Origin of the sequence: Yersinia sp. Marseille-Q3913 (assembly GCF_963892745.1) — a bacterium.
Taxonomy (GTDB): Bacteria; Pseudomonadota; Gammaproteobacteria; order Enterobacterales; family Enterobacteriaceae; genus Yersinia; species Yersinia bercovieri.
In genome coordinates this window covers 207339-233727 of record NZ_CAWQAF010000044.1, presented here as the reverse complement: position 1 = coordinate 233727, position 26389 = coordinate 207339, and the positions used below count along the sequence as shown (strand labels likewise).

Genomic DNA, 26389 nt, shown 5'->3' with positions numbered 1-26389 from the left:
TTTTTGTGGGCATCAAACTGCCAATAACAGCTATCAGAATGCGTAGTTAAAGTTCACGCCATACAGCAGCGCGGTGCCTTTAGAGTCGAATTGGTACGGCACACTACCCAGTGCAGTTGGTGTCTTTTCAGTGATATGAACGTTCTGCCCATGCATATAGGAGATACCAACGTCAACAGATGCATCTTTGTTGAAGGCGTAGGTAGTACCGGCACTGATCCAGAAACGGTCCTGGTCTGGGATCGAGATGGTACGGTTATCTGCCGGAACCGGGCTATCATCGAAGGCGATACCGGTACGGAAGGTCCAGTTATCATCGTAATAATAGGTGGTACCCAACGCGATACGGTAAGCGTCTTTGAAGCCTTCTTGCTTCTCAAACAATGTCTTACCTGTCGTTGAGGTGGCTTTCAACTCTTTAAATTGACTCCAACTGGTATAGGCCAGACTGTAGTGAATCGCCCATTGTGGTGCGACGCGGTTGTAACCGGACACTTCCCACACTTCTGGCAGGTTCAGGGTTAATGCACCTGGAATTACTGCCCCACCGGTGCCACCGGCTACTACTGGTAATTGATTGCTGAAGTCGCCATCAAAGTCAATTTTCACTTTTGAACGGTAAGTGAAGCTGTAACGGTTCTCTTTATCGACTTCGTACAGAATACCGGCATTCCAGCCATAGCCCCACTCTTTACCCTCCATACGGGTAACTTCAGTTTTGGCTGGGAAGGTGGAGCCACCAAGCTCACCGATATGACGCACGATCTTCGCATCGGCATAAACCGCATTAAAGCCCAGACCGAAGCTGAAGTTTTCGTTTAGGCGATAAGCCGCAGCCAAGTTTAAGTTAGCGGTTTTCAGATCAGTCTGGCCACCCAGAGAGCCGGCAGCATAGTCATCATTGAATTCAGTTGCTAAACCGTAGTTTGAGGTGCCGGAAGCACCAATAGCCCATTGTTCATTCAGTGGCATAATAAAGTGGATATTTGGGATCCACTCTGATGGCGCGATGTTATTGGCATCAGTGCTTCTGCCTGTTACAGGTGATGTCCCACTGATGTTCACATCTGGATCAACATAAACGAAGCCACCAGAGAATGAAGGGCGGTCGAATAGAGTCATTGCAGCGGGGTTACGGCTACCAACAGATGCGTTGTCGGCAACAGCGCCTTCACCAGAGAAAGAGCGGCCCAATGCAGCGGCTGAATATTCATTCAGTTGGAAGCCCGCCGCAGAAACGTTCGAAGAGATGATTGCTACTGCAGCTGCCAGAGCTGATCGGGTAAACAGGTTTTTCTGGTTCATGACCAAAACCTCATTGTTTTAATTAATGTTACATACCGTAACAAGAGAATGCGGGATTGTAGGGTCCGTTTTCGGTCAGACAAAGCAGACCAGTGGCTGAAGTATAGGTCCGACCTGTGTGCATGTTGCAAGTATGTTTTGAGATTTGTTCAGATTTGATCGCAAAAAATAGACGTACTTAACAAAAAACTTACAATTTAGTATCAATAATCGCGCTATTGATGAGCAAATAAACAAAACGACTGTGATATCCATCACTTAATAAGCCTATAAACAGTAAGTCCTAGTGCCTGCGGGATTGGGGTAGTAAAATAGCGCCAGAGAAATTTTTTTTTTGCGCCAGGTCCTATTTGCTTTGTACTTACTGCTATTTGCGCTAACCGATAGGCAATTTGCACCTATTTTGAAATGTCCGTTGAGGAGAATTGAAGATGTCAGATGCCAACGATCGTCCAATAAAAAACCTGTGTAGTGCTGAAGAGACTGCGGCCTGTTGCTGTGTCGATGTAGGCACTGTCATGGACAATACTGACTGTACTGCATCCTACAGCTGTGTATTTGATAACCGCGCCGAAGCAGAAGCCATGCTGAAAACGCTGACTGAAAAAGCGCGTGCTGTTGAGTCTGACCCTTGCCTGATTGAACATAAGCTGGAAGAAACTGAAGGCGGCGTGCGTTTAACCGTCGATTTCACTTTTGCCTGCCAGGCCGAAACCATGATTTTCCAGTTGGGTCTGCGTTAATTTTTGCTACGCAGCCTAAGTTATTCATCATCCAACGCGGAGCTTTTTGCTTCGCGTTTTGTTTTGTGCCACATGCTACGTGAATTCGTTGCATTAGGCACATCACTTCAACTGATGTAATCCCACTCCCGACTCTTCCCCCGCGAGGTTTTTTACCTCAAAAAGTTGCTCCTGCTCGCACTTTCCTGCTCTATAGGTTTACCAAATGTAAATGTTTGGTTAACAATCATTAGATCAGGTCAGACCTGTTATTTGTTATGCTTTAATAACAGCCACTTTTATTTATCAGGAGCCTTTATGAGTAAGCCATTACCGCTAGTGACGCGTCAGGGCGATCGTATTGCCATCGTAAGCGGCCTACGAACCCCTTTTGCTAAGCAGGCCACTGCTTACCATGGTGTGCCAGCTGTCGACTTGGGCAAAATTGTGGTCAGTGAGTTGCTGGCGCGAAGTGGCGTGGCTCCTGAGTTAATCGACCAACTGGTGTTTGGCCAGGTGGTCCAAATGCCAGAAGCACCAAATATTGCCCGCGAAATTGTATTGGGCACGGGAATGAGTGTGCATACCGATGCCTATAGCGTCTCACGCGCCTGCGCGACCAGCTTTCAGGCGGTGGCGAATGTCGCGGAAAGTATTATTGCCGGTTCAGTGACGGTGGCGATAGCCGGCGGTGCCGACTCCTCTTCCGTGCTGCCCATTGGGGTCAGCAAAGCACTGGCGCGCACCCTGGTTGATGTCAACAAAGCGAGAACCTTAACTCAACGGCTAAAATTGTTCAGCCGGTTAAAATTACGTGATCTCCTGCCAGTGGCCCCCGCAGTCGCTGAATACTCAACCGGTTTGCGCATGGGGGATACTGCCGAGCAGATGGCGAAAACCTATGGTATCAGCCGTGAAGATCAGGATGCGCTAGCGCTGCGATCTCACCAAATGGCGGCACAAGCCTGGCAGCAAGGGCTGTTGCGCGATGAGGTGATGACGGCTTATATTCCGCCTTATCGTGATGCGATTGCCGAAGATAACAATATCCGCAAAGATTCCACATTGGCGCAATATGCCAAATTACGCCCAGCGTTTGACCGCCAGCACGGTAGTGTCACGGCGGCGAATAGCACACCACTGACTGATGGTGCGGCGGCGGTGATGATGATGAGTGAATCAAAAGCCAAAGAGCTGGGTTTGCAGCCACTGGGTTATCTGCGCAGTTTTGCTTTTTCCGCGATTGATGTTTGGCAAGATATGCTGCTAGGCCCCTCCTACGCCACGCCGTTGGCGCTAGAGCGCGCTGGGATCACACTGGCGGATTTGACCCTGATTGATATGCACGAAGCTTTTGCCGCACAAACCCTGGCTAACCTTAAAATGTTCGCCAGTGATACCTTCGCCCGTGAAAAACTGGGTCGCAGTCAGGCGATTGGCGAAGTAGACATGAGCAAATTCAACGTATTGGGTGGTTCGATTGCTTACGGCCACCCCTTTGCAGCAACCGGTGCGCGCATGATAACCCAGACATTAAATGAGCTGCGCCGCCGCGGTGGCGGGCTAGGGCTAACCACCGCCTGTGCTGCGGGCGGATTGGGTGCCGCGATGATTTTGGAGGTGGAGTAATGAGTCAGGACAATGAACTTAATCCTATTGATGAGTCAGTTGTTATCGATACTGCGGCGGTGACTCCCTCTGCATTTCACCTTGATATTCGACCGGACAATATCGGTGTTATCACCATTGATGTTGTTGGCGATAAAGTGAATACCTTAAAGGCTGAATTTGCAGAGCAAATTGCTGAAATACTACAACAAGCGCAGGCTTTACCACAATTGCAGGGGCTGGTGATTATTTCTGGCAAACCTGACTCTTTTATCGCGGGCGCGGATATCACCATGATTGCAGCTTGCCGTACTGCGCAAGATGCCCGGAAATTGGCCCAAAAAGGGCAAGCGATTTTGGCGCAAATCGCGGCATTCCCGGTGCCAGTGGTGGCGGCCATCCACGGCGCTTGTCTGGGCGGTGGTTTGGAACTGGCGCTGGCGTGCCATAGTCGCATCTGTTCGCTGGACGATAAAACGGTGCTAGGACTGCCTGAGGTGCAACTGGGGCTGTTGCCCGGCTCTGGTGGCACACAACGGCTGCCGCGTCTGGTGGGGGTCAGTAAGGCGCTGGATATGATACTGACCGGCAGGCAGATCCGCGCCCGTCAGGCACGTAAAATGGGGTTGGTGGATGATGCTGTGCCGCAAGATATCTTGCTGGATGTGGCTATCGAAAGGGCCAAAGCGGGCTGGCTCGACAAGCCGGTAGTGCCTTGGCAAGAGCGCCTGCTCAGTGGCCCGCTAGGCAAGGCGCTGCTGTTTAGCATTGTACGCAAGAAAACGTTGGCGAAGACCAAAGGTCACTATCCGGCGGCTGAGCGCATTATCGATGTGGTGCGTAAAGGGCTGGATCACGGCAGTGCCAGCGGCTATGAGGCTGAAGCCACAGCGTTTGGCGAACTGGCGATGTCGCCTCAATCAGCGGCATTGCGCAGCCTGTTTTTTGCCACCACTGCACTGAAAAAAGAGACCGGTGGTGACGCGCAACCCCGCGCTATTCATCGTGTCGGCGTGCTGGGGGGCGGTCTGATGGGTGGCGGTATTGCCAATGTCACCGCGACCCGCGCAGGTTTGCCCGTGCGTATCAAAGATATCAATCCGCAGGGGATTAATCAGGCGCTGAAATATACCTGGGACGCTTTAGGTAAACGGGTGCGTAGTAAGCGGATGCGCCCGGCGGAGCGGCAACGGCAGATGATGCTGATTTCCGGCAGCACGGATTACCGCGGTTTTGAGACTGTTGATATCGTAATTGAAGCGGTATTTGAAGATTTATCATTGAAGCAACAAATGGTTGCGGATATCGAGAGCTTCGCTGCGGCACATACCATTTTCGCGTCCAATACCTCGTCACTACCGATCAGCCAAATTGCCGCTCAGGCGCAGCGGCCAGAGCAGGTTATCGGCCTGCACTACTTTAGCCCCGTCGATAAAATGCCGCTGGTGGAAGTGATCCCTCATGCAAAAACCAGCGAAGAAACAATAGCAACCACCGTCGCTTTAGCCCGTAAACAGGGTAAAACCGCCATTGTGGTGGCTGATCGCGCCGGATTCTATGTAAATCGCATTCTGGCCCCCTATATTAATGAGGCGGCTCGCTGCCTGCTAGAGGGGGAACCTATTGACTCCATCGACAGCGCACTGGTCGATTTCGGCTTCCCGGTTGGCCCGATTACGCTGCTGGATGAAGTCGGCATTGATGTTGGAACCAAAATCATGCCGATTCTGGTTGAGCAATTAGGGCCACGCTTTGCCGCGCCGCCATCATTTGACGTTATTTTGCAGGATGGACGTAAAGGGCGCAAAAATAGCCGTGGATTTTACTTATATCCAACCCAAAGTCGCGGCGTTAAGTGGAAGCGAAACCCCGGTAAGCAAGTTGATACCAGTGTTTATGTTTTATTGGGTGTCACAGCCAAAGCTCATCTAGGATCTGCGACAATCGCGCAGCGCTGCACGATGATGCTGCTGAATGAGGCCGCCCGTTGTCTGGATGAGTCCATTATTCGTAACCCACGAGACGGTGATATTGGTGCAGTGTTCGGTATTGGCTTCCCGCCATTCCTCGGCGGGCCTTTCCGCTATCTGGATAGTCTGGGGGCCGAAAAAGTGGTGAAAGCGCTTAGATTGCTGGCGCAGCAGTTTGGTGAGCGCTTTGAGCCTTGTCAGTTGCTGGTGACCATGGCGGAGCAACAGCAGCGGTTTTACCCACAGGAAAACCGCGAAAATGAGGTGTCGGGCAGCGCCTCTGTTTAGAGTGTGAGCAGGATCACTACCTGCAATTGTTGCGGATAAGGTGGCTGTACACTGGGAGCAACCCGCGCTACCTTAAGCCAGAATCACCTGAAGTGACTATTCGTAGCAAAATGAATTAATCGCTACTTATTGGCAGGTAGTGGAGTTTGGATTAAGCTATTGATATGGTTATTATGTAACCAGTCAGGGTTGGCTGCCGGGATGACCGGTGTGAAAACAGCCATTTTCTTTACTTTAAGTTTCAGGCAAAATGCCCGGCCGCCATAGAGAGACGGCGCGTTATCGTTATGAAGTTTCTTTACCCACGGGTAAAGGTTTCGGCGGTACAGCACGCAAAGCGTTTCTGTATAGCGTTATTTTGTTAACAAAAACGGTGCAATATGCAAGTTTTCATTATGCGTCACGGTGACGCGGCCCTTGACGCAGCAAGTGATGCGCTAAGGCCCCTAACTCTGTGTGGTCAGGATGAATCACGTCAGATAGCAAGCTGGTTAAACGAGCAATCGGTCGATATTGACCAGATTCTGGTGAGCCCTTATTTGCGCGCTGAGCAGACATTGGACGTGGTGCGAGGGGTCATGCCTCTACCGGCAGAGCAGGAAGTGATGCCAGAATTAACGCCAGGCGGGGATGCGGCTTTCATCTGTTGCTATTTGCAAGCGCTGGCGAAAGAGGACCATGCAGCGGTGCTGGTTATCTCGCATTTACCGCTGGTGGGCTATCTGGTGGCTGAACTTTGTCCGGGGCAATGCCCGCCAATGTTTGCGACCTCGGCAATTGCTTGTATCTCGCTGAATGGCGAAACGGGCAAAGGCACTTTTGACTGGCAAGTCAGCCCGACGCAATTGATGGCGAAAGCCTGCCACGGCTAAGATGATTGTTGGTATCTCGCTAACTGTCGAGGTAAATAAAGGGCGCGATATTAATATTTTGCGCCCTTTGCCGTTTTACTGGGGTGTCATCAATCGTGGCAAAGCATGAACAGCAGAGAACTTATCTAACTCGGTTACAGCAACCGGGCTTTCTGCATTTACACTGAACGAAGCTATTGCTTCTACTATCAAGATATTCTCTTGATCCCAGCCCTCACAGGCTACTTTTTCAGGAAAAAGTGAGTCCTTAGCGGGTAGCTTTCTCTTTGTGAATTGGACTGGCAGCAGGTTTGCTTTTGAGGGCTGTTGAGCCTTTGGGAACCTGACTGGCAGCAGGTTTGCTTTTGAGGGCTGCTGAGGCATTGGGAACCTAAATGGCAGTAAGTTTGCTTTTGAGGGCTGTTGAGGCATTGGGAACCTGACTGGTAGCAGGTTTGCTTTTGAGGGCTGTTGAGGCATTGGGAACCTGACTGGTAGCAGGTTTGCTTTTGAGGGCTGCTGAGGCATGGGGAACCTGAATGGCATCAGATTTGAGACTATGCCTCTGCTTTTTTCAACTGTTGCCGCTGTCGGCATATTTCCCTGAGTGTCAGTTTTCATATTATGGATGGCCTCTGTTTGTTGTTTATAACAAACCAAGGTTAGCTACTGAGGTCTAAACGCCGGTGCGCTAATCAGGTGATTTAAGTTTTTGAGGGTTACGAGATCCTGCTCGTTTTTGATAACACCGCTTGCACCTAACATCCCCGTGATTATTCAGCCAGCTCGATTAACACCAATAATGCAGCGGTTCCCCCCCACTCTTTAGGCGCTTGATGGAATGCCAGCACATCGGGATGCTGTGCCAGCCATAACGGGGTTTGCTGTTTCAGGACGTGCTTACCATGACCATGCATAACGCAGGCACAATGCACATGCTCGCGTTTGCAGGCGGCAATCAAGGCACCCAGCTCTTGTTTGGCCTGTTTCTGAGTTAATCCGTGTAAATCCAAAAACATATCGGGTGAGTAATCGCCACGCCGCAATTTTTTAACTTCAAAATGGTCGACACCTGGGCGCACATAACGTGTCGGGCCTTCCATATCAAGCTGCGGCTGGAATTCATCAGAGAAATAATAGCTAGCATCAACCTGCTCCTGAAGTCGCCGCTCAGGGGCGATTTTCTTACCCAATTTAGGCGGCTCACGATGGAGGATTGTATCTTGCTTCAGCTTCTTCACCCCGGCTATTGACTCTTTAAAAAGCTGTAATTCATCAGTTGTCAGGTGATATTTGTTTTTCATTATTGGTTCGTTGGCATGTTTCAATTGTCCCCAGTTTACCTGCTGTGATTCATCTGTCTAAGTAAATGTCTGGCCTGGATTGGTGACTTTAATGCGTTCTTCATTATTCGGTTATCATTCAACTGATGTATTGCTGCTGATTTGTCGCGGGCTTCATGGCAAACTAGGGGCATAGATCATGATATTACGCACCCGTTGGAGATAACCTTGGACAAGATTTTCGTCGATGAAGCAGTAAATGAGCTGCACACCATTCAAGATATGCTGCGCTGGGCAGTCAGTCGGTTTAATGCCGCCAATATTTTTTATGGTCACGGTACTGATAATCCGTGGGACGAAGCGGTGCAACTGGTATTCCCAAGCCTGTTTTTACCGATTGATATTCCAGAAGATATGCGCAGTGCGCGTCTGACCTCCAGCGAGCGTCACCGCATTGTTGAGCGGGTTATCCGCCGGGTCAACGAACGTATCCCGGTAGCTTACCTGACCAATAAAGCCTGGTTCTGCGACATGGAATATTACGTTGATGAGCGCGTGTTGGTGCCGCGTTCACCGATCGGTGAGTTGATCAATAACCGTTTTGATGGGCTGATTCGCCATCAACCTAAACATATTCTCGATATGTGCACTGGCAGCGGCTGTATTGCTATTGCCTGTGCTTATGCTTTCCCAGACGCAGAAGTGGATGCGGTTGATATCTCCAACGACGTATTGGCGGTGACTGAACACAATATTGAGCAGCATTCGATGGAGCATCAGGTCACGCCAATTCGCTCTGATCTGTTCCGCGACTTGCCGCCAATCAAATATGATTTGATTGTGACTAACCCGCCATATGTTGATGCCGAAGATATGGCCGACTTGCCGCAGGAGTTCCGCTTCGAGCCTGAGCTGGGGCTGGCTGCTGGCAGTGATGGCCTGAAACTGGCCCGCCGAATTCTGGCCTGTGCGCCAGACTTTTTGCAAGATGATGGTGTGCTGATTTGCGAAGTGGGCAACAGCATGGTGCATTTGATGGATCAATATCCAGATGTGCCGTTCACCTGGCTGGAATTTGACAACGGTGGTGATGGTGTCTTTATGCTGACCAAACAGCAACTGATTGATTGTGCACCACATTTCAGCATGTATCGCGATTGATTAATCGCCACTTATAACCTCTGTCAGCGCGATGATGTTGTGCTGGCAGACTAACTATAAGTAACTTATTTATCACTAAAGGGTAAGGAGCCGTGATGGCTGGGAACAGTATTGGGCAATTTTTCCGCGTCACCACTTTTGGTGAGTCTCACGGTATCGCCTTGGGATGTATTATCGATGGCGTTCCGCCAGGTATTCCCATTACCGAGGCCGATATTCAGTTGGATCTCGACCGACGTCGTCCGGGCACTTCACGCTATACCACTCAACGCCGCGAGCCGGATGAGGTGCGTATTTTATCTGGTGTGTTCGAGGGGCTAACCACCGGGACCAGTATCGGGTTGATGATTGAGAATACTGATCAGCGTTCGCAAGATTACAGCGCGATTAAAGACGTGTTCCGCCCAGGCCACGCTGACTACACCTATGAACAGAAATATGGTGTGCGCGACTACCGTGGTGGTGGCCGCTCCTCCGCCCGTGAAACTGCGATGCGCGTTGCTGCTGGTGCCATTGCCAAAAAATATCTGGCGCAGAAATTTGGTGTGCAGGTGCGGGGCTATTTGGCACAAATTGGTGATATCAGCTGTGATTTGATTGATTGGGATTTGGTCGAGCAGAATCCGTTCTTCTGTCCAGATGCCAGTAAATTGGAGCCGCTGGATGCGCTGATGCGCGAGCTGAAGAAAGCGGGCGACTCGATCGGTGCCAAAATCACTGTGGTGGCCGAACAGGTGCCCGTCGGTTTGGGCGAGCCGGTTTTTGATCGTTTGGATGCGGATCTGGCCCATGCGCTGATGAGCATCAATGCGGTGAAAGGGGTGGAAATTGGCGATGGTTTTGCAGTGGTCACCAAGCGTGGTAGCGAAAACCGTGATGAGATCACGCCGCAAGGTTTCCAGAGCAACCATGCTGGCGGCATTCTGGGTGGTATCAGCAGCGGCCAGCCGGTCGTGGCGCATATCGCTTTGAAACCTACGTCCAGTATTATGGTTCCGGGGCAAACCATTAACCGGCAGGGTGAGGCGGTGGAGATGGTCACTCGTGGTCGCCATGACCCTTGCGTCGGTATCCGTGCTGTGCCGATTGCTGAAGCGATGATGGCAATTGTGCTAATGGATCACCTGTTGCGCCAGCGTGCGCAGTGCGGTGATGTGGTTTCAGACGTTCCGCGTTGGTAGGCACAATGAACAGATGGGTTGCGAGTGTTGTGGCTCTTGCGGGCTTAGTGGTGCTGGGCGCAACAGCACCAGTCATGGCTGCGACGCCGTGGCAACAGATAGTGAGTCCGGTGGCGGGATCGCCACAGTCGATTGGTGGTTTTGCTAATGGCTGCGTGATTGGTGCCATGCCTTTGCCGCTTCAATCGGTAGATTATCAGGTGATGCGCCCGGATCAACGCCGCTATTTTGGCCATCCTGATTTATTGAACTTTATTCACCGTCTAAGTGATAAAGCTCAAAAAAATCAGCTTGGTATGGTGTTGATTGGTGATATGGCGATGCCCGCAGGTGGGCGTTTTAGCAGTGGTCATGCCAGTCATCAGTCAGGTCTGGATGTCGACATCTGGTTACAGCTGCCACCACAGCGCTGGAGCCAACAGCAGTTACTAAAACCGCAACCTATTGATTTGGTTGCCGCGGACGGTAAACGGGTGGTGCCAGCACTTTGGCAGCCACAAGTTGAAAATTTGATTAAACTAGCGGCTAACGATAGTGAAGTGACCCGCATTTTCGTCAATCCAGCGATTAAAAAACAGCTCTGCCTGGATGCGGGTACGGATCGCCATTGGCTGCATAAAGTGCGCCCGTGGTTTGGTCACCGTGCTCATATGCACGTGCGTTTGCGCTGCCCAGCCGATAGCCTGGAGTGCCTGGATCAAGAGACACCGCCAGCGGGTGATGGCTGCGGTGCCGAGCTGGAGAGCTGGTTCCAGCCTCATCAGCCAAGTGCTAAACCGGGTAAAATTCTACCACCACCACTGCCGCCTTCATGTCAGGCGTTGCTGGACAACCATTTTGCTGCGGAATAAATTATGGATTGGTTTACCCTTGGTCCTGCGGTTCTGGGGATATTGTTTGTAGTTGCGTTATTGGCCGGATTTATTGATTCCATCGCGGGTGGCGGCGGTTTACTCACTGTCCCGGCGCTGCTAGCGGTGGGCTTACCCCCCGCGCAGGCCTTGGCGACCAACAAATTGCAATCTGTCGGCGGGTCGTTCTCCGCCAGCCTCTATTTTATCCGCCGTGGCGCGGTTAATCTAAAGGATCAAAAGCTGACCATCGCACTGACCTTAGTGGGTTCGATGCTGGGCGCGATTTTAGTTCAGCATATGCGGGCGGATATTTTGCGGCAAATTCTGCCGTTGTTGGTGATAGGCATCGGCGTCTATTTTCTGGTGACGCCTAAGTTAGGCGAATTTGACCAAAAGCGCCGTTTGTCTGCACTGCCCTTTGCTCTGATAGCCGGTGGTGGTGTCGGTTTTTATGACGGTTTCTTTGGTCCCGGCGCGGGTTCTTTCTATGCACTGGCCTTTGTCACCTTGTGCGGTTTCAATCTGGCGAAATCCACCGCCCATGCCAAGATCCTGAATTTCACCTCTAATTTGGGTGGCCTGACTTTCTTTATTGTCGGCGGCAAAGTGGTGTGGAGTATTGGGCTGGTAATGTTGGTCGGGCAAGTGCTGGGTGCGCGTCTGGGGGCACATATGGTGCTGACCAAGGGGCAGAAATTAATCCGCCCAATGATTGTCGTGGTGTCATTCGTCATGAGCTGCAAGCTGCTATACGACAGCCACGGTGCCGAGATCTCCTCCTGGCTGGGATTACACGTTTTCGCATAACTTAAGGTATCAACTTATCAGGGATAACCTGATGTCACTCGCGATACCGCTCTTACGGACTCAAGCATGACGCACCATTATCAGCAGTTGATCGACGTTTTTAATGCCAGTTTTAGCAACTCATTTAATACGCAATTGGTCAAAGGGGACGATGAACCTATCTACCTGCCCGCCGACGACGAATTTCCTTACCATCGGGTGGTTTTTGCCCACGGCTATTACGCCAGCGCGATGCATGAAATCTCCCATTGGTGTATTGCCGGTGAAGAGCGGCGCAAACTGGTGGATTTTGGCTATTGGTACTGCCCGGATGGACGCGATGCGTTAACCCAGAGCCAATTTGAAGTGGTAGAGATTAAACCGCAGGCACTGGAGTGGATGTTTTGTGTAGCGGCTGGTTTCCCTTTCAATGTCAGTTGCGACAATCTAAGCGGGGATTGTGAGCCGGATCGAATCACATTCCAGCGTAAAGTGCGCGAACAAGTGCTATGGCACCTGGAAAACGGAATATCCCCACGACCTGCGGGCTTTATTCAGGCGCTACAATCGTTTTACAATACGCCACCGCTGGCTCCAGAACTATTTCCCTATCCGGAAGATTTAGTTTAATAACAGATTGATATAATTAGGATAAGAGTGATGATCGCAGAGTTTGAAACACATATCCTGGCGCAGATAGATGACATGGTAGAGCACGCCAGTGATGATGATTTATTTGCCGGTGGCTACCTACGCGGTCATCTGACGTTAGCTGTGGCTGAGTCGGAAGAGTTCGGTGAACACACTGCTGAGCAGTTACATGCCCGCGTGCGAGCCAGTTTGGATAAAGCCATCAAAGCCGGTGAGCTATCCCCACCGGATCAGGTTTTGGTATTGGGATTGTGGGATCGTTTGCTGGAACAGGCTATTAAATAACCTTTGGCCCTGAAATCGCAGGGCGTTAGCGCTGTTGCACTGGCCTGCCTTTCAGTAATTTTCGGATCCAGAAGCGGTTAGGGTTCAGTGCCGCCAGGGTAGAGGCATCCAGTGGTAGAGGCTCGCCAAATACCTGTGCTGCCAGAATTTCAGCCGCTAATGGTGCACTGCATAAACCACGTGACCCCAATGCACCCACCATAAATAACTCCGGCCACACTGGGGCTAGGGCTATCTCATCACCGCGCTGGATCTTGCGTGGCAGATCCTGATACTGCGCCAGAGTGGCGGCGTAATCTGGCACCGCACCGACCATCGGTAAATGGTCACGGATAGCACAGCGCACCCCACAACGAGCCTGATTATCACTGATATCAACCTGTTGCGGCCAACTCACCTGCGGTAAGCAGCGTAATAGTCGATCGCGGTTCTCTTGCTGTTCGTCAGCCCGAAAATCAGTGGCGACATCGCCTCGCTGATAACTGGCCCCGATACAGTGCTGCTGATTGGCGGGGTTCACGGGTGTTAGGTAGCCGTCATAGCACAGCACTTGCCGCAACTGACTGAGCACGGGGGTGGTGGGGATATGCGATACCTGGCCGCGCACGGCAGAGAGCGGCAGATGGCGAGTTTGTTCCCACTCTGCTAAGCGGTGACCTGTTGCCAGGATCACGGTGGCATGTTGCTTGGCGGCTTGTGCAAAGGTTAACTGCCACTGCCCATCAATGTGCGCTAACTGCTGCAATTCATGCTGATTATGGCAAACCATGCCGTTTTGTTGTGCCAGCGCTATGAGCGCGATGGTGAGCTCTGATGGGCAGAGCCAGCCACCGGCGGGATAGTGTATGCTATCGTGGGCGCAATCTAATCCGGCCAGCACACTGAGCTGTTCGCGGTTCATCCCTTGGGCGAGAGCTTCCGGCCACTGGGTTTGCAGCATCTTATCAATCTTGCCACGGCTTTTTTCATCAAACGCCAATTGGCTAACACCGCACCACTGGTGATCAAAGCGAATACCTTGCTCAATCAATTGGTCATATTGGCGGCGGGCAAAGGTAAAGGCGCTGGTGAAAAAGGTCTCCAGTGCATCATTTTTGCCATTCAGCAGCGGGTAAATCGCACCTTGACGGTTACCGGATGCGCCCTGTGCGGGTTGTGTATCGGCGCAATATAGTGTGACCTGCGCCCCACGGTGCTGCAAAGCCAATGCGGTCAATGCACTGACAATCCCGCCACCAATAATCGCGATATCATCACTATGGGCAGCAGAGGGGCGGTGATACCAAGGGGCGCATTGTGTATCGAGGCTTTGTGGCAAGGTGCCAGTTAGCATTTCACGTTTTTGTCCAAATCCTTTCACTTTAGCGACCTCAAACCCGGCCTGCTGTAACCCTCGGCGGACAAATCCGGCGGCGGTGAAAGTAGCAAAAGTGCCTCCCGATCTGGCCATACGCGCCATTGCACTGAACAGGGTATCATTCCACATATCGGGGTTTTTGGCGGGTGCGAAGCCATCGAGGAACCAGGCATCCACTTGATTATTCAGGCTGGCATCCCGCTGTGGCAGCAACGTATTGACATCGCCAAACCACAAATCCAGCGTGATAGCCCCTTCAGCCAGCAAAATACGGTGGCAGCCGGCAAGGGGCAGGGGCCATTGCGCTCGCAACTGCTCGGCAAAGGTCGCCAGTTCCGGCCAGCGCCGATGGGCAGCCGCTAAATCGGCGATCAGCAGGGGGTATTTCTCGAAGCTGATATAGTGCAAACGCTGAAGTTTGGCGGTGGGGTTTTGCTGCTTAAATTGGGCAAAATCGCGCCATAATGTCAGAAAATTCAACCCTGTGCCAAAGCCGGTTTCGGCAAAAATGCAGTTATCCCGTGGGTGTTGGGCAAAACGTGCAGGAAAGCCGTTGCCCTTGAGAAAAACGTAGTGCGTCTCTTCCAGCCCATCTTCATTGGAAAAATAGATATCATCAAACTGTTCCGATACAGGTGTACCCTGTTCGTTCCAGCTTAATATCGCAGTTTGGATTGGCGCTTGGCTCACGTTAAAAGACTCGTATCTCAAGGGGTGGGGCGATTCTAACTATGTGACCCGCCGCGTGCAAATTGTAAAATTATCTGGCTATATTACGCTGATCGGACTTGTTCGGCGTACAACTGTACGCTAAAGTGCGTTGCAAAATCCCGAATGTAAAATAAGTGGAAGAGGTATTGAATGAAGCGTGCAGTCATTACTGGCTTGGGTATTGTCTCCAGCATTGGTAATAACCAGCAGGAAGTTCTGGCATCTTTGCAGGAAGGCCGTTCTGGCATTACTTTCGCTCAGGAATTTAAAGACGCAGGTATGCGCAGCCATGTCTGGGGCGATGTAAAACTCGCCGCTGAGCCAAAAGATCTCATTGATCGCAAAGTGCTGCGTTTTATGAGCGACGCCTCAATTTATGCTTACCTTGCGATGCAAGAAGCGATTGCAGACTCTGGTTTGTCGGATGAGCAGGTCTCAAATTTCCGTAGTGGACTGGTTGTCGGTTCTGGTGGTGGTTCACCCCGCAATCAGGTGGCTGGCTCCGATGCCATGCGTACCCCCCGTGGCCTGAAAGGCGTAGGCCCTTACATGGTGACAAAAGCCATGGCGTCTGGTGTCTCCGCTTGTCTGGCAACACCGTTTAAAATCAAAGGCGTGAACTACTCCATTAGCTCCGCTTGTGCCACTTCCGCACACTGTATTGGCCACGCTTTGGAACTGATCCAACTGGGCAAACAGGACGTGGTCTTCGCCGGTGGCGGTGAAGAACTGTGTTGGGAAATGGCCTGTGAGTTCGACGCGATGGGCGCATTGTCGACCAAATACAATGAAACGCCAGCCAAAGCTTCCCGTACTTATGATCAAGACCGTGATGGTTTCGTGATTGCAGGCGGTGGTGGCATGGTGGTGGTGGAAGAGTTGGAACATGCTCTGGCCCGTGGTGCACATATTTATGCTGAAATTGTTGGCTACGGTGCCACCTCTGACGGTGCCGACATGGTTGCACCATCAGGCGAAGGTGCGGTTCGCTGCATGAAGATGGCAATGGAAGGTGTTGATACCCCAATCGACTACATGAACGTACACGGCACTTCAACACCGGTTGGTGATGTGAAAGAGCTGGGCGCGATCCGTGAAGTATTCGGTGATAACACGCCAGCTATCTCCTCAACCAAAGCGATGACTGGTCACTCTCTGGGGGCCGCAGGTGTCCATGAAGCGATCTTCAGCCTGTTGATGGTTGAGCACGGCTTTATCGCACCAAGCATCAATATTGAAAATCTGGATGAGCAAGCGGCGGGGATGAATATCGTCACCAAGCCAACTCAACGTGAACTGACCACGGTGATGTCTAACAGCTTTGGTTTTGGTGGGACTAACGCCACCCTGGTTATGCGTAAATACCAGTAATAAGGTCAGTCGCAGATATTTCTGCTGGTTGATCCTGAATAATTAGGCCCGCAAGTGATTGCGGGCTTTTTTATTCGCTATAAAATAACCGCTATGCAAAAAATAGCGTGTAATCATCAGATAAACGTCTCTTTTTTGTTAATTTCATCTTTTTGTATAAAAGAATGAGAGAGGATCACTTGTTATTCATAAAAACATCTTATACTAAATAACCAAAGTAGATAACAACATAAAAAGTAGGTGATTGAATACTAACGTATTAGCTTAAATTTCATCTGTTTTTAATATGTTCTTAGTCGTTTAAAGTCAAATTTAGCGTTAAAAAACCCTTGCCTGCCTAAAAGCGTTAACTCACAATATTAGAACAATAATTAAACAAATCTATTTTTGCTTTTTAATTTACCAACACAGCAGGGTAGTTCAATGAGCCATAATCAAAGTGATCAGAAGCTGAAGATTGCCGATTTAAACGAGCGCGTTGTTCATGAAATACTGGAAGTAATAAGTGATGGTATCTGGGATTGGAATGCAAACAATGGATTTGTTTACCGTAATTCCGGTTGGTATGAAATGCTGGGCTATCCTGTTCATGCATTTGAAAATACAGTACATACGTGGGAAAAAATTATCCATCCCGATGATTTTGACCGGGTCATGTTTCAGTTTGATGCCTATATTAATAATCAGTCCGAAAGATACCAGATAGAGTATCGCTGCCTGACTCATGAAGGCGACTATATCTGGATTGAAGATCGCGGCAAAGTGATTGAACGTAATCGCGATGGCTCGGTATCAAGGATGATCGGGGCTCACCGGAATATTCATGATAAAAAACATCGCCTTGAAAAGTTAGAGCTAAAAAATAAAACACTGGAAGCATTAGTTGAAGAGCGAACGTCAGAGTTACGTAAAATCAATTACCAGCTACAGCAGCAATTAGATATCAAAAAAAGCCTTTCCGAAACTGATGTATTAACCTCAGCCGCCAACCGCTATTTACTGGAGAAAGTACTGAAGCATGAATATAACCGTGCTAAGCGATTTTGCCAGCCGCTATCATTGCTTTCGCTGGATTTAGATAATTTTAAATTTATTAATGACCAATATGGCCACTCTGTCGGGGATTTAACGCTGACACATATTGTTGATGTGATTAGGAATAATATTAGAGAAATTGACGTTTTGGGTCGTTGGGGGGGTGATGAATTTATGATTGTGTTACCGAACACGCAATTAAACGAGGCTAAAATCATTGCCGAGGAGATCAGACAGCTCATTGAGGTAATGCCGGTGGATGGCAATATTCACGTGACAATGAGCTTGGGCGTGGTCGAGTTGGCGCAAAATGAAGCGCAGGAGCAATTATTAATCCGCGCAGATAAAATGCTTTATAACGCCAAGGCTGCGGGGAAAAATGTTATTAGAGGCTGATATTTTTCGTGCTTGCCGTTGCTGGTTTGTGACAACAACAACGGCAATAATATAGACGCCAATAACATAGAGGCTAATAACGACTAGAGCTTCAGCGCATACTCTGCGGCGGCTTTGGCATGGATAGCAGTGGTATCGAAGACCGGCACACTGGCATCTTGCGCATTCACCAGCAAGGTAATCTCAGTACAGCCAAAGATAATGCCTTGCACACCTTGTTGCTCTAATTTGCCTATAACTCGGCGATACTCTTGGCGGGAGATATCATTGATAACCCCCAGACACAGCTCTTCATAAATAATGCGGTTAATGATTTCACGGTCAGCACTATCTGGCGTAATAACCTCAATATCGTGTTTTTTAGTTAAACGACCACGATAGAAATCTTGCTCCATGGTATAGCGGGTGCCCAATAAACCTATTTTATTGATCCCTTGCTGCTTAATTTGTGCGGCAGTGGCATCGGCAATATGCAATAGCGGCAACCCACTGGCGGCTTCAATATCATCGGCCACTTTGTGCATGGTATTTGTGCATACCACTATCACCTCAGCCCCCGCGAGTTTTAATGATATGGCAGCATCAGACAGCACTTTTGCCGCTGTCTGCCAGTCACCTTTAACTTGCAGCTGTTCAATTTCATGAAAATCTACACTGTAGAGAATAATTTTGGCGCTGTGCAACCCGCCTAATTGCTCTTTAACCTGCTGATTAATCATCCGGTAATAAGGAATGGTCGATTCCCAACTCATCCCACCAATAAGGCCCAAAATCTTCATCGTTACATTCCTGTCAGCATCGGTTGTGAGTAATCGGAAAAATCTATTCACCCTTATACCATCAGCGGGCTTTATTGGCGCTTAAAGGAATATTGCCAGTAAACAAGCGATCACTATGGCTACCGCGACAATTACCAGTGACGGTTTTTGCAGCAAGGTTTGTACTGATTGCGGTAATGCGACAATCATCGGGTTAATGACCGGCTGAAGGATTTTTTGATCTTCGGCTAAATATTGTGCCGCATTGGCCCGGTCTAATCGGGCGGAAAATAGCACATTGATAATATCGTTCAGCTGTGCTTGTGTCAGTGGTGTTGAGGGGCCGGCCTGAAAGCGGTTCTGGCTATAATCGAGTAGTAACTGCTGCTCTTGCGCAGTAGCGGGTTGTTTTAGCGCAGTTTGCAGATTAACCAGTGTCGGCGCAGTTTGTTGGCTAAGAACCACTTTGGTCTGCAAAAACTGGCTGAGGATCTGGAAATGGCGCGCTGGCAGCGGGTCACTACTTTTCACTCCCACCATATCAAACAGCGCTTGCCATATTTTTGCCGGCTGTTCGCCGGTGACGGCACTGAGTTTTGCCACCAGCGATTGAATATTTTGCTGTTCTGCTGGCAATAGTGGCCGGTCAGTTATGGTGGTCAACTGTGGTTGCGGAATATTTAGCGTGCCGGATTGCAGCAACACTAATACTTGCTGTAATTCGAAATGGCTTAACTGGCTTAATACCGTGTGACCAAAATTCTGGCGAATAAAGTCACTCACCGCCTGTCGATTGTTACCCTGAGGCAGCAGTTCGGTCAGTTGTTGGCGTAACTGGTGATTGGCGTGATTTTCCTGTGTCTGCAACAAGCGAGTTTGCAGCAGCTGCTCCGCTGGCTGAAAGTGGCGGGCGAGCAAATCACTGGTGCTACTAAGGGATAAATCGTGGCGCAGGGCGGCCCAGATCTCGGCTGATTTAATCGGGCTGAGGGCCATAATCCGCACAATCAGTTTTTCCAGTGTGGTGCGTTGAGCAGGAGTCAGTGCCTGATCGTCCACTTGGCCCTGATGGGTCATCTTGGTCGGTGCGACATTGCGATCACTGGCAAGGGGGGCACCTGGGCCGTTCAAAGGTTGCATATAACCGGTCCTTCGCTGTGGAGGCGATACGATGGAAAATAGTGGGATTAGCCAGCGATAGGTGCGGGCTGCCAATATGATACCTGTAAATGTGCCGGCGACATTACATTTTTTAAGTAAATGCCTTGGCCATTAATTGTAATGTTGAGTGATAGTTTAGGTTCAGACATTGATAATCTTGATTATGCCGTTAAGATGAGCGCTCATCCTGAATGGGACTGACTCAATAATTTTTGAGATGAATCGCCCGGATAATGGTTAAACAAGGATAATGGTTAAAAGACAACGCGCTGCTAAGTGGTTCCTCTGTCTGGCTTGCCTGGTCATACTGGTCTGTATGACGCAACGCATCGCCAGCCTGCACGCGTTGGAAAAAAACCTCCTCCCGATCTCGTCATCACAGACTCTTACCGACGCCAATGAAGCGCCAACACCTTGCGAGCTAAGTGCCAAATCCCTCTTGGCGTCACCGCCGGTGCTGTTCGAATTAGCCATTTTCTCTTTGGGCCTGTTGCTGCTGCTGTTGATGCCGACCGCACCGACCGGCATGAGATTCCCGCCGCCCAGAGTCATCTCACCCAGTAGTTTGAGGGTGCATTTGCGATTATGCATTTTCCGAGAATAGAGACGTTTTTGGCGTCATGACGGCAACTCAGTTGTTGCTGTTATTTATCTATTTTTTGGAGAAAAATAATGTTCAATTTAAGCAAGACAGCCTTGTTCTGTCTGTTGCTGCTATGGATGCCGACTCTTTGGGCGGCAGATAGCGGCTGGCTGGTCAGTGTGCAAAATGACCATGCCAAAGTTCGGATACGTGCCGAGCCATCAACGAGCGGTGAAACCCGCATGTTGCTTGCCATTCAACTGGAGGATGGCTGGAAAACCTATTGGCGCTCGCCGGGAGAGGGGGGGATTGCGCCCACCATCAAGTGGGAGGCGGCCCTTGTCGCTGTAAAATGGTTCTGGCCAGTACCGCAACGCTTTGATGTTTCTGGGATTTCAACTCAGGGATATCATCAGCAGGTGATGCTGCCGATCGTCATTTCCGGCCCACAGCCCAAGAGACTGAGCGGGACATTAACCCTCTCGACCTGTAGTAATGTCTGCATTTTGACCGACTACCCATTTAACCTCGATCTCTCCTCGCCGATAAGCGCTGAAAACCAGCAGCAATTTGCGCACGATTTTGCCCAGGCGATGGGGCAAGTGCCGATTGTTAATGCCTTGACCAAACAGATTCAGGTGGGCTATGGCAACGGCGAAGTGCAGATTCTGGCGCTGCGTGAAGAGGGGTGGCAGCAGCCCGCGTTGTTCTTCGATACGCTGGATGATGTGGATCTCGGTAAACCCATCGTTAGCGTGCAAGGTAACCAACTGTCGGTGCGGGTTCCTGCCACGGATGGTTGGGGCGAAGGGACGGCAGATCTGCGCGGCAAGCTGCTGACCATGGTGATTAGCGATGCGGGTTTGGCGCAAGAAACCACGCTAAACATTGGGTCAGCACTTAGGTTACCAGAGCCGTCCACCGCCTTTTGGCTTTGGATATTGATGGCGCTGGCGGGCGGATTAATTCTGAATCTGATGCCCTGCGTGCTGCCGGTATTGGCGATGAAACTGGGGTCGATTCTGCAAACCGAGCAGCAAACTCGCCGTCAGGTGCGTTGGCAGTTTTTGGCCTCTTCGGCGGGGATCATCAGCTCATTTTGGTTACTGGCACTGCTAATGACCGCTTTGCGTTTAGGCAATCACGCTCTGGGTTGGGGGATCCAGTTCCAGAATCCGTGGTTTATCGGTTTTATGGTGCTGGTCACCGCACTGTTTACCGCCAATCTGCTCGGCCTGTTCGACATCCAGCTCTCCTCGTCACTGAACAGCCGCATTGCTGCTCCGCGCGTTGAGAAATCAGGCGCCCGTGGCTTGACGGGTCACTTTGGGCAGGGTGCACTGGCGACCCTGCTGGCAACCCCTTGTTCCGCGCCATTTCTCGGCACGGCAGTGGCGTTTGCACTGGCGGCCCCGCTGCCTGCTCTGTGGGGAATATTCACCGCGCTCGGTGTCGGTATGAGCTTGCCGTGGTTGGTGGTGGCCGCGTGGCCGACACTGGCACTTTGCCTACCGCGCCCTGGCCGTTGGATGAGCCATCTGCGAATTGCCATGGGCGTGCTGATGCTAGCCTCCAGCCTGTGGTTGCTCACTCTGATGATCAGCCATATTGGTCTGCAAGTGGTGATTATCACGGCTGGCGTGCTGCTACTGGCGCTGTTACTCGCCATTGGTTGGCGCTATGGCGCGCGAGTTGCCACCATCGTCAGCTTAATCAGCGTGCTGGTCATTGGTGCTCTACTGCTGGCCGGTTCACTGACGGCTAATCTGTGGCGTAAGCCGCTCCATGACAACATCCCATGGCAGCCGTTAACAGAATCCGCCATTAAGCAGGCACTGCGCGAGCATAAACGAGTGTTTGTCGACGTCACGGCTGACTGGTGTGTGACCTGCAAGGTCAACAAGATACATGTGCTGATGCGCGATGATGTGCAGCAGGCGCTGCAAGCACCGGACGTGGTGGCGCTACGGGGTGACTGGACGCGGCCCTCAGCTGATATTACCCAATTTTTGCGCGAGCGCGGCACTGTTGCTATCCCATTCAATCAGATTTATGGGCCACAACAACCGCAAGGGGTAGTGCTCTCCCCACTTCTGGATCGTGATGTTCTATTGAAAGTTTTGGTCGATGCAAAAGGAAATACAGAATGAAAATTTTAATGGTTTTGTTATTAGCGCTGATCGCCACGCCACTCTGGGCGGCGGAGCCTTTCACACCCGCGCAAGAGGTGCGGATCAAAGAGTTAATCCGCGAAACCCTGATAGCGAATCCGGATATTCTGGAACAATCGGTCAATGCCTGGCAGCAACAAGCCAACCAGGCACAGGGGCAGCAGTTGAATCAGTTTATCGCCGCCAATCAGCAAGCGCTATATCAGGACCCAGCTAGCCCACGATTTGGCGCGGAAAAACCCACATTAACGCTGGTGTCGTTTACCGATTACAACTGCCCATTCTGCAAAACCTTTGATCCACTGCTGGAAAAACTGGTGCAGGAGTACCCGCAGGTGGCGGTGGTGATAAAACTCCTGCCGTTTAAGGGGGAAAGTTCAGTGACCGCCGCCCGACAGGCGTTGACCCTGTGGCAGCAGCGCCCGGATCAGTTCCTGCCATTTCATCAACGCTTGATAGCGAAAAAAGGGTTCCACGATGCCAATAGTATTGCCGCGGCGCAGAAAAAAACCGGCGTCACACCAGTGGAACTGAGTGAACAAAGTCTGAATGTGCTGCGCAGTAATCTAAAATTGGCCGATCAACTGGGCATTCAGGGCACACCAGCCACCTTAATTGGCGACCAAATGGTGCCGGGCGCTATCTCCTATGAACAGCTGGAGGAGATAGTGAAACAGCAACTGGCACAGGCGGGCAAATGAGTCGCTTAAAGCGCTGGGGCAAAGAGCTGGCGGTTTTAGTGTTGCTGCTGGCAGTGGTTTCGCTGGGGATGGATTGGCTGCGCAGCCCGCAGGCACCGCCGGATTGGTCAGATACGCCTTTGCAAACGCTCACCGGGGAAACGGTCTCTTTACAGGCGATGAGCCAAAATAAACCGCTGCTGATCTATTTCTGGGCGACATGGTGCGGGGTGTGCAAATTCACCAGCCCCAGTGTCAATCAGTTGGTGCAGGAGGGCGAGAATGTGTTGACCGTAGCATTGCGCTCCGGAGATGCCCCACAGGTTGAGCGCTGGCTGAGCAAAAAAGGCTATCAATTACCAGTGGTTAACGACCCATCCGGCCAGCTATCAGCCCAATGGCAAGTCAGTGTGACACCGACGCTGGTGATCCTCTATCAGGGCAAGATGGTGCAGCACACCAGCGGCTGGACCAGTTATTGGGGCATGAAGCTGCGCCTGTGGTGGGCGGCATTCTGATATAACATTTTTCTATGCTATCGCCCGGTGCATTCATGCCGGGCTTTTTTTGCCGGTTTGAATGTTCAACTATTTAAAAGTACACTTAAAAAGTACATTTGAGGAGGCAATATGCGTACATATACATCAACCCAAGCCAGAGCCAATATTTCAGAAGTGCTGGATGCAGCTACTCACGGCGAACCGGTTGAAATCACCCGTCGAGATGGTAGCGCTGCGGTGGTCATTAGTAAGTCTGAGTTCGAGGCATATCAGAATGCCAAGCTAGATGCTGAATTTGATCTGATGATGCAGCGTCACGGTGCGACTGTAGCGGCGTTGACTGATCGATGATATGGGTGAGCGCACAGGAAGTTATTGCTTTTCATGATCGAATACTGCGGCGTTTTGCGGGGGTGGCCGGAATTCCGGATCCCGGCAGGGCTGAAGCGCTGATCTACCGGGTACAAAATCGGACTCATTATGACGGTGTTACAGACCTTTTTGAGCTAGCCGCAACTTATTGGGTCGCCATCGTTCGCGGACATATCTTTAATGATGGCAATAAGCGTACGGCATTTTTTGTCACCATGACTTTTCTCCATCGCAATGGTGTCCACATTTGTGACAATGGCAACCTGCTGGAAAATTTGACTGTAGAAGCTGCCACCGGTGAGAAATCAGTTAGCCAACTGGCACAACATTTACGGCAATTAGTGGTCACCATCTGACTATTTCACTGTGCATTCTTTCTACGCAGTGGCCTGCGCAGGCGCTGAGCCAGTACGACACCCGCGAGGGTAATACCGCCGCCAATCAGATGGTAGCTGTGCAATTGCTCATGGAGGAGAGTCACGGCAATAATGGCGGTAAATACGGGCGTCAGATTCATAAATATTGACGCGGTGTTTGCACCAAGGCGCATGACACCCTGAATCCATAAATAGGGCGCAATAATCGAGGCGGGAATGCCGGCAAATAACACCAGTGGGATATTTTGCGCGGTTAATTGGACATCCGGTGCCAACAGGAAGTTAGGGATTAATAGCAGGACACCAAAGGCTATCTGCATATAAAGGGATTGCCAATTTGGCAACTGAATGGCCCAGCGTTTAGTTAACACTCCATAGAGGGCATAGGATGCCGATGCGCCTAACATCATCAATTCACCTTTGCCGATGCCATGTTGCAACAACTGTGCAGGGTTGCCCGCACTGACTAACCACACCAATCCCCCCAATGACAACAGGCTACCCAGCGCTATGCCCACTGTCGGGGCCACACGTAGCAGCACAATACTAATCAGCACCGTCAGCAGCGGAATCAATGAACTGAGTATTCCCATAAACAGGGCGCTAACACTGTGGGCCGCGTAATAGGCCAGACTTTGGTACAGCACCATGCCCAGTAACCCCAGAATCATCAGCTTCCACCAATAGACGCGTATCATTGACCAGTTGCGGATCACGCCCAGCAGCAAAAATGGGGTTAATGTCAGTAGCGCCAACAACCAGCGGTAGAAAGAGATTGCGGCGGGATCAATGGCGGTTGCCGATACTTTGCTGACCACGGCATTGATTGACCAAATAATCACCGCGAACAGGGGGAATAACACATTCATGCTAATAATTCTCATCCATACACTTATGCGGTGCAGTTTACCGCTGTCTGGTTTATTCTATATAACGATAATCAGACAATGATTGGGCTGATCAGGACAATTTAAGCCGCAGGAATGGGGCTTGCCGGAGCCAATGCATCATGACAGAACCCTCTTTTCCCGTGGTGCCCGCCATTGAGCCGCAGAGTTTGTCCTTCCGCTGTGAGAGATATCATGCCAATACTGAATTCCTGCCGCATACCCACACCTATGGGCAATTAATTTGTGTTAAATCAGGGGTGTTGGCGATGAATATTGGCGGCCAACGCTTTTTGGCACCCCCTGAATTCAGTGTCTGGGTCCCCGCGGGTGTCGAGCACTCCAGCTTTAACCGCAAATCGCTACATTTTCGCGCCATTGATATCGCCCTTGATCTCTGTGATGGCTTACCTGATTCCGCTTGTTTAATGAATATCAGCCCAATCGTTAGCGCCATTATGGAGGATTGCTTCTCTCGCGGCTTATTGATGCCGGAAAGCGAGCAAGATAGGCGATTAGCCCACGTATTTATTGATCAGCTCAGGGTGTCACCGGTGCAGCGCACCTATCTGCCCACCTCGCAAGATAAGCTATTGTCGCCAATCCTGGCCGCGCTGGAGCGCTGCCCTGCGGATAACACCTCGCTGGCACTCTGGGCCAGGCGGGTCTATACCACTGAGCGGACATTATCGCGCCGTTGTCAGCAAGAGCTGGGAATGGCATTTAGCGAATGGCGGCAGCGACTGCGGTTTCTCCATGCTATCTCATTGTTAGAACAGGGGAAAACCGTGCAAAATGTGGCGCTGGATGTAGGCTACAGCTCAGCATCTGCGTTTATTGCGATGTTTCAGCAAGTGGCAGGGACGACACCAGAGCGTTTTCGCCGCGCAAATCCCCTTCGTCCCTGAAACCACAGGGGTGTTAGCTGCGCTCACTTACCCGAATCACTGACTTGAGTCAGCTCACCGGGATGCGTTTGCTGGCTGCCTACCTGTGGCTCCAATGACTTTGGGGATGAACTTTCGTCCCTGAAACCACAGGGGTGTTAGCTGCGCTCACTTACCCGAATCACTGACTTGAGTCAG

The 26389-nt window shown here is 50.8% G+C and carries 26 protein-coding genes; 19 read left to right on the top strand and 7 right to left on the bottom strand.

Features of this window, described 5'->3' with window-relative positions; translation table 11 throughout:
• Positions 1-33: 33 nt before the first annotated feature.
• Positions 34-1305, bottom strand: a complete 1272-nt coding sequence (gene fadL, locus AACW11_RS15980; protein ID WP_212584760.1) for a long-chain fatty acid transporter FadL — start codon at positions 1303-1305, stop codon at positions 34-36.
• A gap of 431 nt (positions 1306-1736) precedes the next feature.
• On the opposite strand from fadL, the gene AACW11_RS15975 reads away from it, so the two are divergent.
• From AACW11_RS15975 to sixA, 4 genes are all read left to right on the top strand, one after another.
• The gene (locus tag AACW11_RS15975; RefSeq protein ID WP_212584759.1) at positions 1737-2048 is read left to right on the top strand and encodes a YfcZ/YiiS family protein; all 312 of its coding nucleotides are present in this window, start codon (positions 1737-1739) and stop codon (positions 2046-2048) included.
• 297 nt (positions 2049-2345) lie between these two features.
• Positions 2346-3656: an acetyl-CoA C-acyltransferase FadI gene (gene fadI, locus AACW11_RS15970; RefSeq protein WP_212584758.1), complete on the top strand. Its 1311-nt coding sequence runs from the start codon at positions 2346-2348 to the stop codon at positions 3654-3656.
• Entirely contained in the window at positions 3656-5893 is a 2238-nt protein-coding gene (fadJ, locus tag AACW11_RS15965) for a fatty acid oxidation complex subunit alpha FadJ (protein ID WP_212584757.1), read from the top strand. The genes fadI and fadJ overlap by 1 nt, the downstream gene beginning before the upstream one ends.
• A gap of 380 nt (positions 5894-6273) precedes the next feature.
• Positions 6274-6765: a phosphohistidine phosphatase SixA gene (sixA, locus tag AACW11_RS15960; protein ID WP_212584756.1), complete on the top strand. Its 492-nt coding sequence runs from the start codon at positions 6274-6276 to the stop codon at positions 6763-6765.
• Positions 6766-6840: 75 nt separating this feature from the next.
• Here sixA and AACW11_RS15955 read toward each other — a convergent pair whose 3' ends face one another.
• Positions 6841-7365 (bottom strand): hypothetical protein, encoded by a 525-nt coding sequence (locus AACW11_RS15955; protein WP_212584755.1) that lies wholly within the window; start codon positions 7363-7365, stop codon positions 6841-6843.
• Between the two features lie 152 nt (positions 7366-7517).
• A complete protein-coding gene (gene smrB / locus AACW11_RS15950) occupies positions 7518-8048 on the bottom strand; it encodes an endonuclease SmrB (protein WP_212584754.1) in 531 nt (176 codons plus the stop codon).
• 207 nt (positions 8049-8255) lie between these two features.
• Here smrB and prmB point away from each other — a divergent pair, with 207 nt between their 5' ends.
• From prmB to AACW11_RS15920, 6 genes are all read left to right on the top strand, one after another.
• The gene (gene prmB, locus AACW11_RS15945) at positions 8256-9188 is read left to right on the top strand and encodes a 50S ribosomal protein L3 N(5)-glutamine methyltransferase (RefSeq protein WP_212584753.1); all 933 of its coding nucleotides are present in this window, start codon (positions 8256-8258) and stop codon (positions 9186-9188) included.
• Between the two features lie 95 nt (positions 9189-9283).
• Positions 9284-10369 (top strand): chorismate synthase, encoded by a 1086-nt coding sequence (gene aroC, locus AACW11_RS15940; RefSeq protein WP_057647403.1) that lies wholly within the window; start codon positions 9284-9286, stop codon positions 10367-10369.
• 74 nt (positions 10370-10443) lie between these two features.
• Positions 10444-11220 carry a penicillin-insensitive murein endopeptidase gene (gene mepA / locus AACW11_RS15935; protein WP_445285828.1) on the top strand — a complete coding sequence of 259 codons (777 nt, stop codon included), beginning with the start codon at positions 10444-10446 and terminating at the stop codon, positions 11218-11220.
• A 3-nt stretch (positions 11221-11223) separates the two neighbouring features.
• A complete protein-coding gene (locus AACW11_RS15930) occupies positions 11224-12030 on the top strand; it encodes a sulfite exporter TauE/SafE family protein (RefSeq protein ID WP_138774934.1) in 807 nt (268 codons plus the stop codon).
• Positions 12031-12096: 66 nt separating this feature from the next.
• A complete protein-coding gene (locus AACW11_RS15925; protein WP_212584751.1) occupies positions 12097-12639 on the top strand; it encodes an elongation factor P hydroxylase in 543 nt (180 codons plus the stop codon).
• A gap of 30 nt (positions 12640-12669) precedes the next feature.
• Positions 12670-12945 carry a YfcL family protein gene (locus AACW11_RS15920; RefSeq protein ID WP_212584750.1) on the top strand — a complete coding sequence of 92 codons (276 nt, stop codon included), beginning with the start codon at positions 12670-12672 and terminating at the stop codon, positions 12943-12945.
• Between the two features lie 25 nt (positions 12946-12970).
• Here the strand turns inward: AACW11_RS15920 and mnmC are convergent, their stop codons facing one another.
• Positions 12971-14992, bottom strand: a complete 2022-nt coding sequence (gene mnmC / locus AACW11_RS15915; protein WP_212584749.1) for a bifunctional tRNA (5-methylaminomethyl-2-thiouridine)(34)-methyltransferase MnmD/FAD-dependent 5-carboxymethylaminomethyl-2-thiouridine(34) oxidoreductase MnmC — start codon at positions 14990-14992, stop codon at positions 12971-12973.
• A gap of 171 nt (positions 14993-15163) precedes the next feature.
• Between mnmC and fabB the strand changes: the two genes are divergently transcribed.
• Both fabB and AACW11_RS15905 read left to right on the top strand, forming a co-directional pair.
• Positions 15164-16384 (top strand): beta-ketoacyl-ACP synthase I, encoded by a 1221-nt coding sequence (gene fabB / locus AACW11_RS15910; RefSeq protein WP_212584748.1) that lies wholly within the window; start codon positions 15164-15166, stop codon positions 16382-16384.
• A 423-nt stretch (positions 16385-16807) separates the two neighbouring features.
• A complete protein-coding gene (locus tag AACW11_RS15905; RefSeq protein ID WP_212584747.1) occupies positions 16808-17815 on the top strand; it encodes a sensor domain-containing diguanylate cyclase in 1008 nt (335 codons plus the stop codon).
• An 83-nt stretch (positions 17816-17898) separates the two neighbouring features.
• Here the strand turns inward: AACW11_RS15905 and AACW11_RS15900 are convergent, their stop codons facing one another.
• Together AACW11_RS15900 and flk are read right to left on the bottom strand one after the other, a co-directional pair.
• Positions 17899-18594 carry an aspartate/glutamate racemase family protein gene (locus AACW11_RS15900; protein ID WP_212584746.1) on the bottom strand — a complete coding sequence of 232 codons (696 nt, stop codon included), beginning with the start codon at positions 18592-18594 and terminating at the stop codon, positions 17899-17901.
• Positions 18595-18675: 81 nt separating this feature from the next.
• Positions 18676-19713, bottom strand: coding sequence for a flagella biosynthesis regulator Flk (flk, locus tag AACW11_RS15895; RefSeq protein WP_212584745.1), 1038 nt, complete (start codon positions 19711-19713; stop codon positions 18676-18678).
• A 271-nt stretch (positions 19714-19984) separates the two neighbouring features.
• Here flk and AACW11_RS15890 point away from each other — a divergent pair, with 271 nt between their 5' ends.
• The 6 genes from AACW11_RS15890 (at position 19985) to AACW11_RS15865 (ending at position 24396) form a co-directional block, all read left to right on the top strand.
• Positions 19985-20338, top strand: a complete 354-nt coding sequence (locus tag AACW11_RS15890; RefSeq protein WP_212584744.1) for a copper resistance protein — start codon at positions 19985-19987, stop codon at positions 20336-20338.
• A 68-nt stretch (positions 20339-20406) separates the two neighbouring features.
• Complete coding sequence (locus AACW11_RS15885) at positions 20407-22467, top strand: protein-disulfide reductase DsbD family protein (RefSeq protein WP_212584743.1); 2061 nt, start codon at positions 20407-20409, stop codon at positions 22465-22467.
• A complete protein-coding gene (locus AACW11_RS15880) occupies positions 22464-23189 on the top strand; it encodes a DsbA family protein (protein WP_212584742.1) in 726 nt (241 codons plus the stop codon). Before AACW11_RS15885 ends, AACW11_RS15880 begins: the two co-directional genes overlap by 4 nt.
• Positions 23186-23686 (top strand): protein disulfide oxidoreductase, encoded by a 501-nt coding sequence (locus AACW11_RS15875; RefSeq protein WP_212584741.1) that lies wholly within the window; start codon positions 23186-23188, stop codon positions 23684-23686. The genes AACW11_RS15880 and AACW11_RS15875 overlap by 4 nt, the downstream gene beginning before the upstream one ends.
• Before the next feature lie 111 nt (positions 23687-23797).
• Positions 23798-24019: a type II toxin-antitoxin system Phd/YefM family antitoxin gene (locus AACW11_RS15870; RefSeq protein WP_212584740.1), complete on the top strand. Its 222-nt coding sequence runs from the start codon at positions 23798-23800 to the stop codon at positions 24017-24019.
• On the top strand, positions 24016-24396 hold the full coding sequence (locus AACW11_RS15865) for a type II toxin-antitoxin system death-on-curing family toxin (RefSeq protein WP_212584739.1): 381 nt from the start codon (positions 24016-24018) through the stop codon (positions 24394-24396). Before AACW11_RS15870 ends, AACW11_RS15865 begins: the two co-directional genes overlap by 4 nt.
• 5 nt (positions 24397-24401) lie before the next feature.
• Here AACW11_RS15865 and AACW11_RS15860 read toward each other — a convergent pair whose 3' ends face one another.
• Positions 24402-25286 (bottom strand): DMT family transporter, encoded by an 885-nt coding sequence (locus AACW11_RS15860; protein WP_212584778.1) that lies wholly within the window; start codon positions 25284-25286, stop codon positions 24402-24404.
• A gap of 140 nt (positions 25287-25426) precedes the next feature.
• On the opposite strand from AACW11_RS15860, the gene AACW11_RS15855 reads away from it, so the two are divergent.
• Positions 25427-26212 carry an AraC family transcriptional regulator gene (locus tag AACW11_RS15855; RefSeq protein ID WP_212584738.1) on the top strand — a complete coding sequence of 262 codons (786 nt, stop codon included), beginning with the start codon at positions 25427-25429 and terminating at the stop codon, positions 26210-26212.
• The last annotated feature ends 177 nt before the right edge of the window (positions 26213-26389 follow it).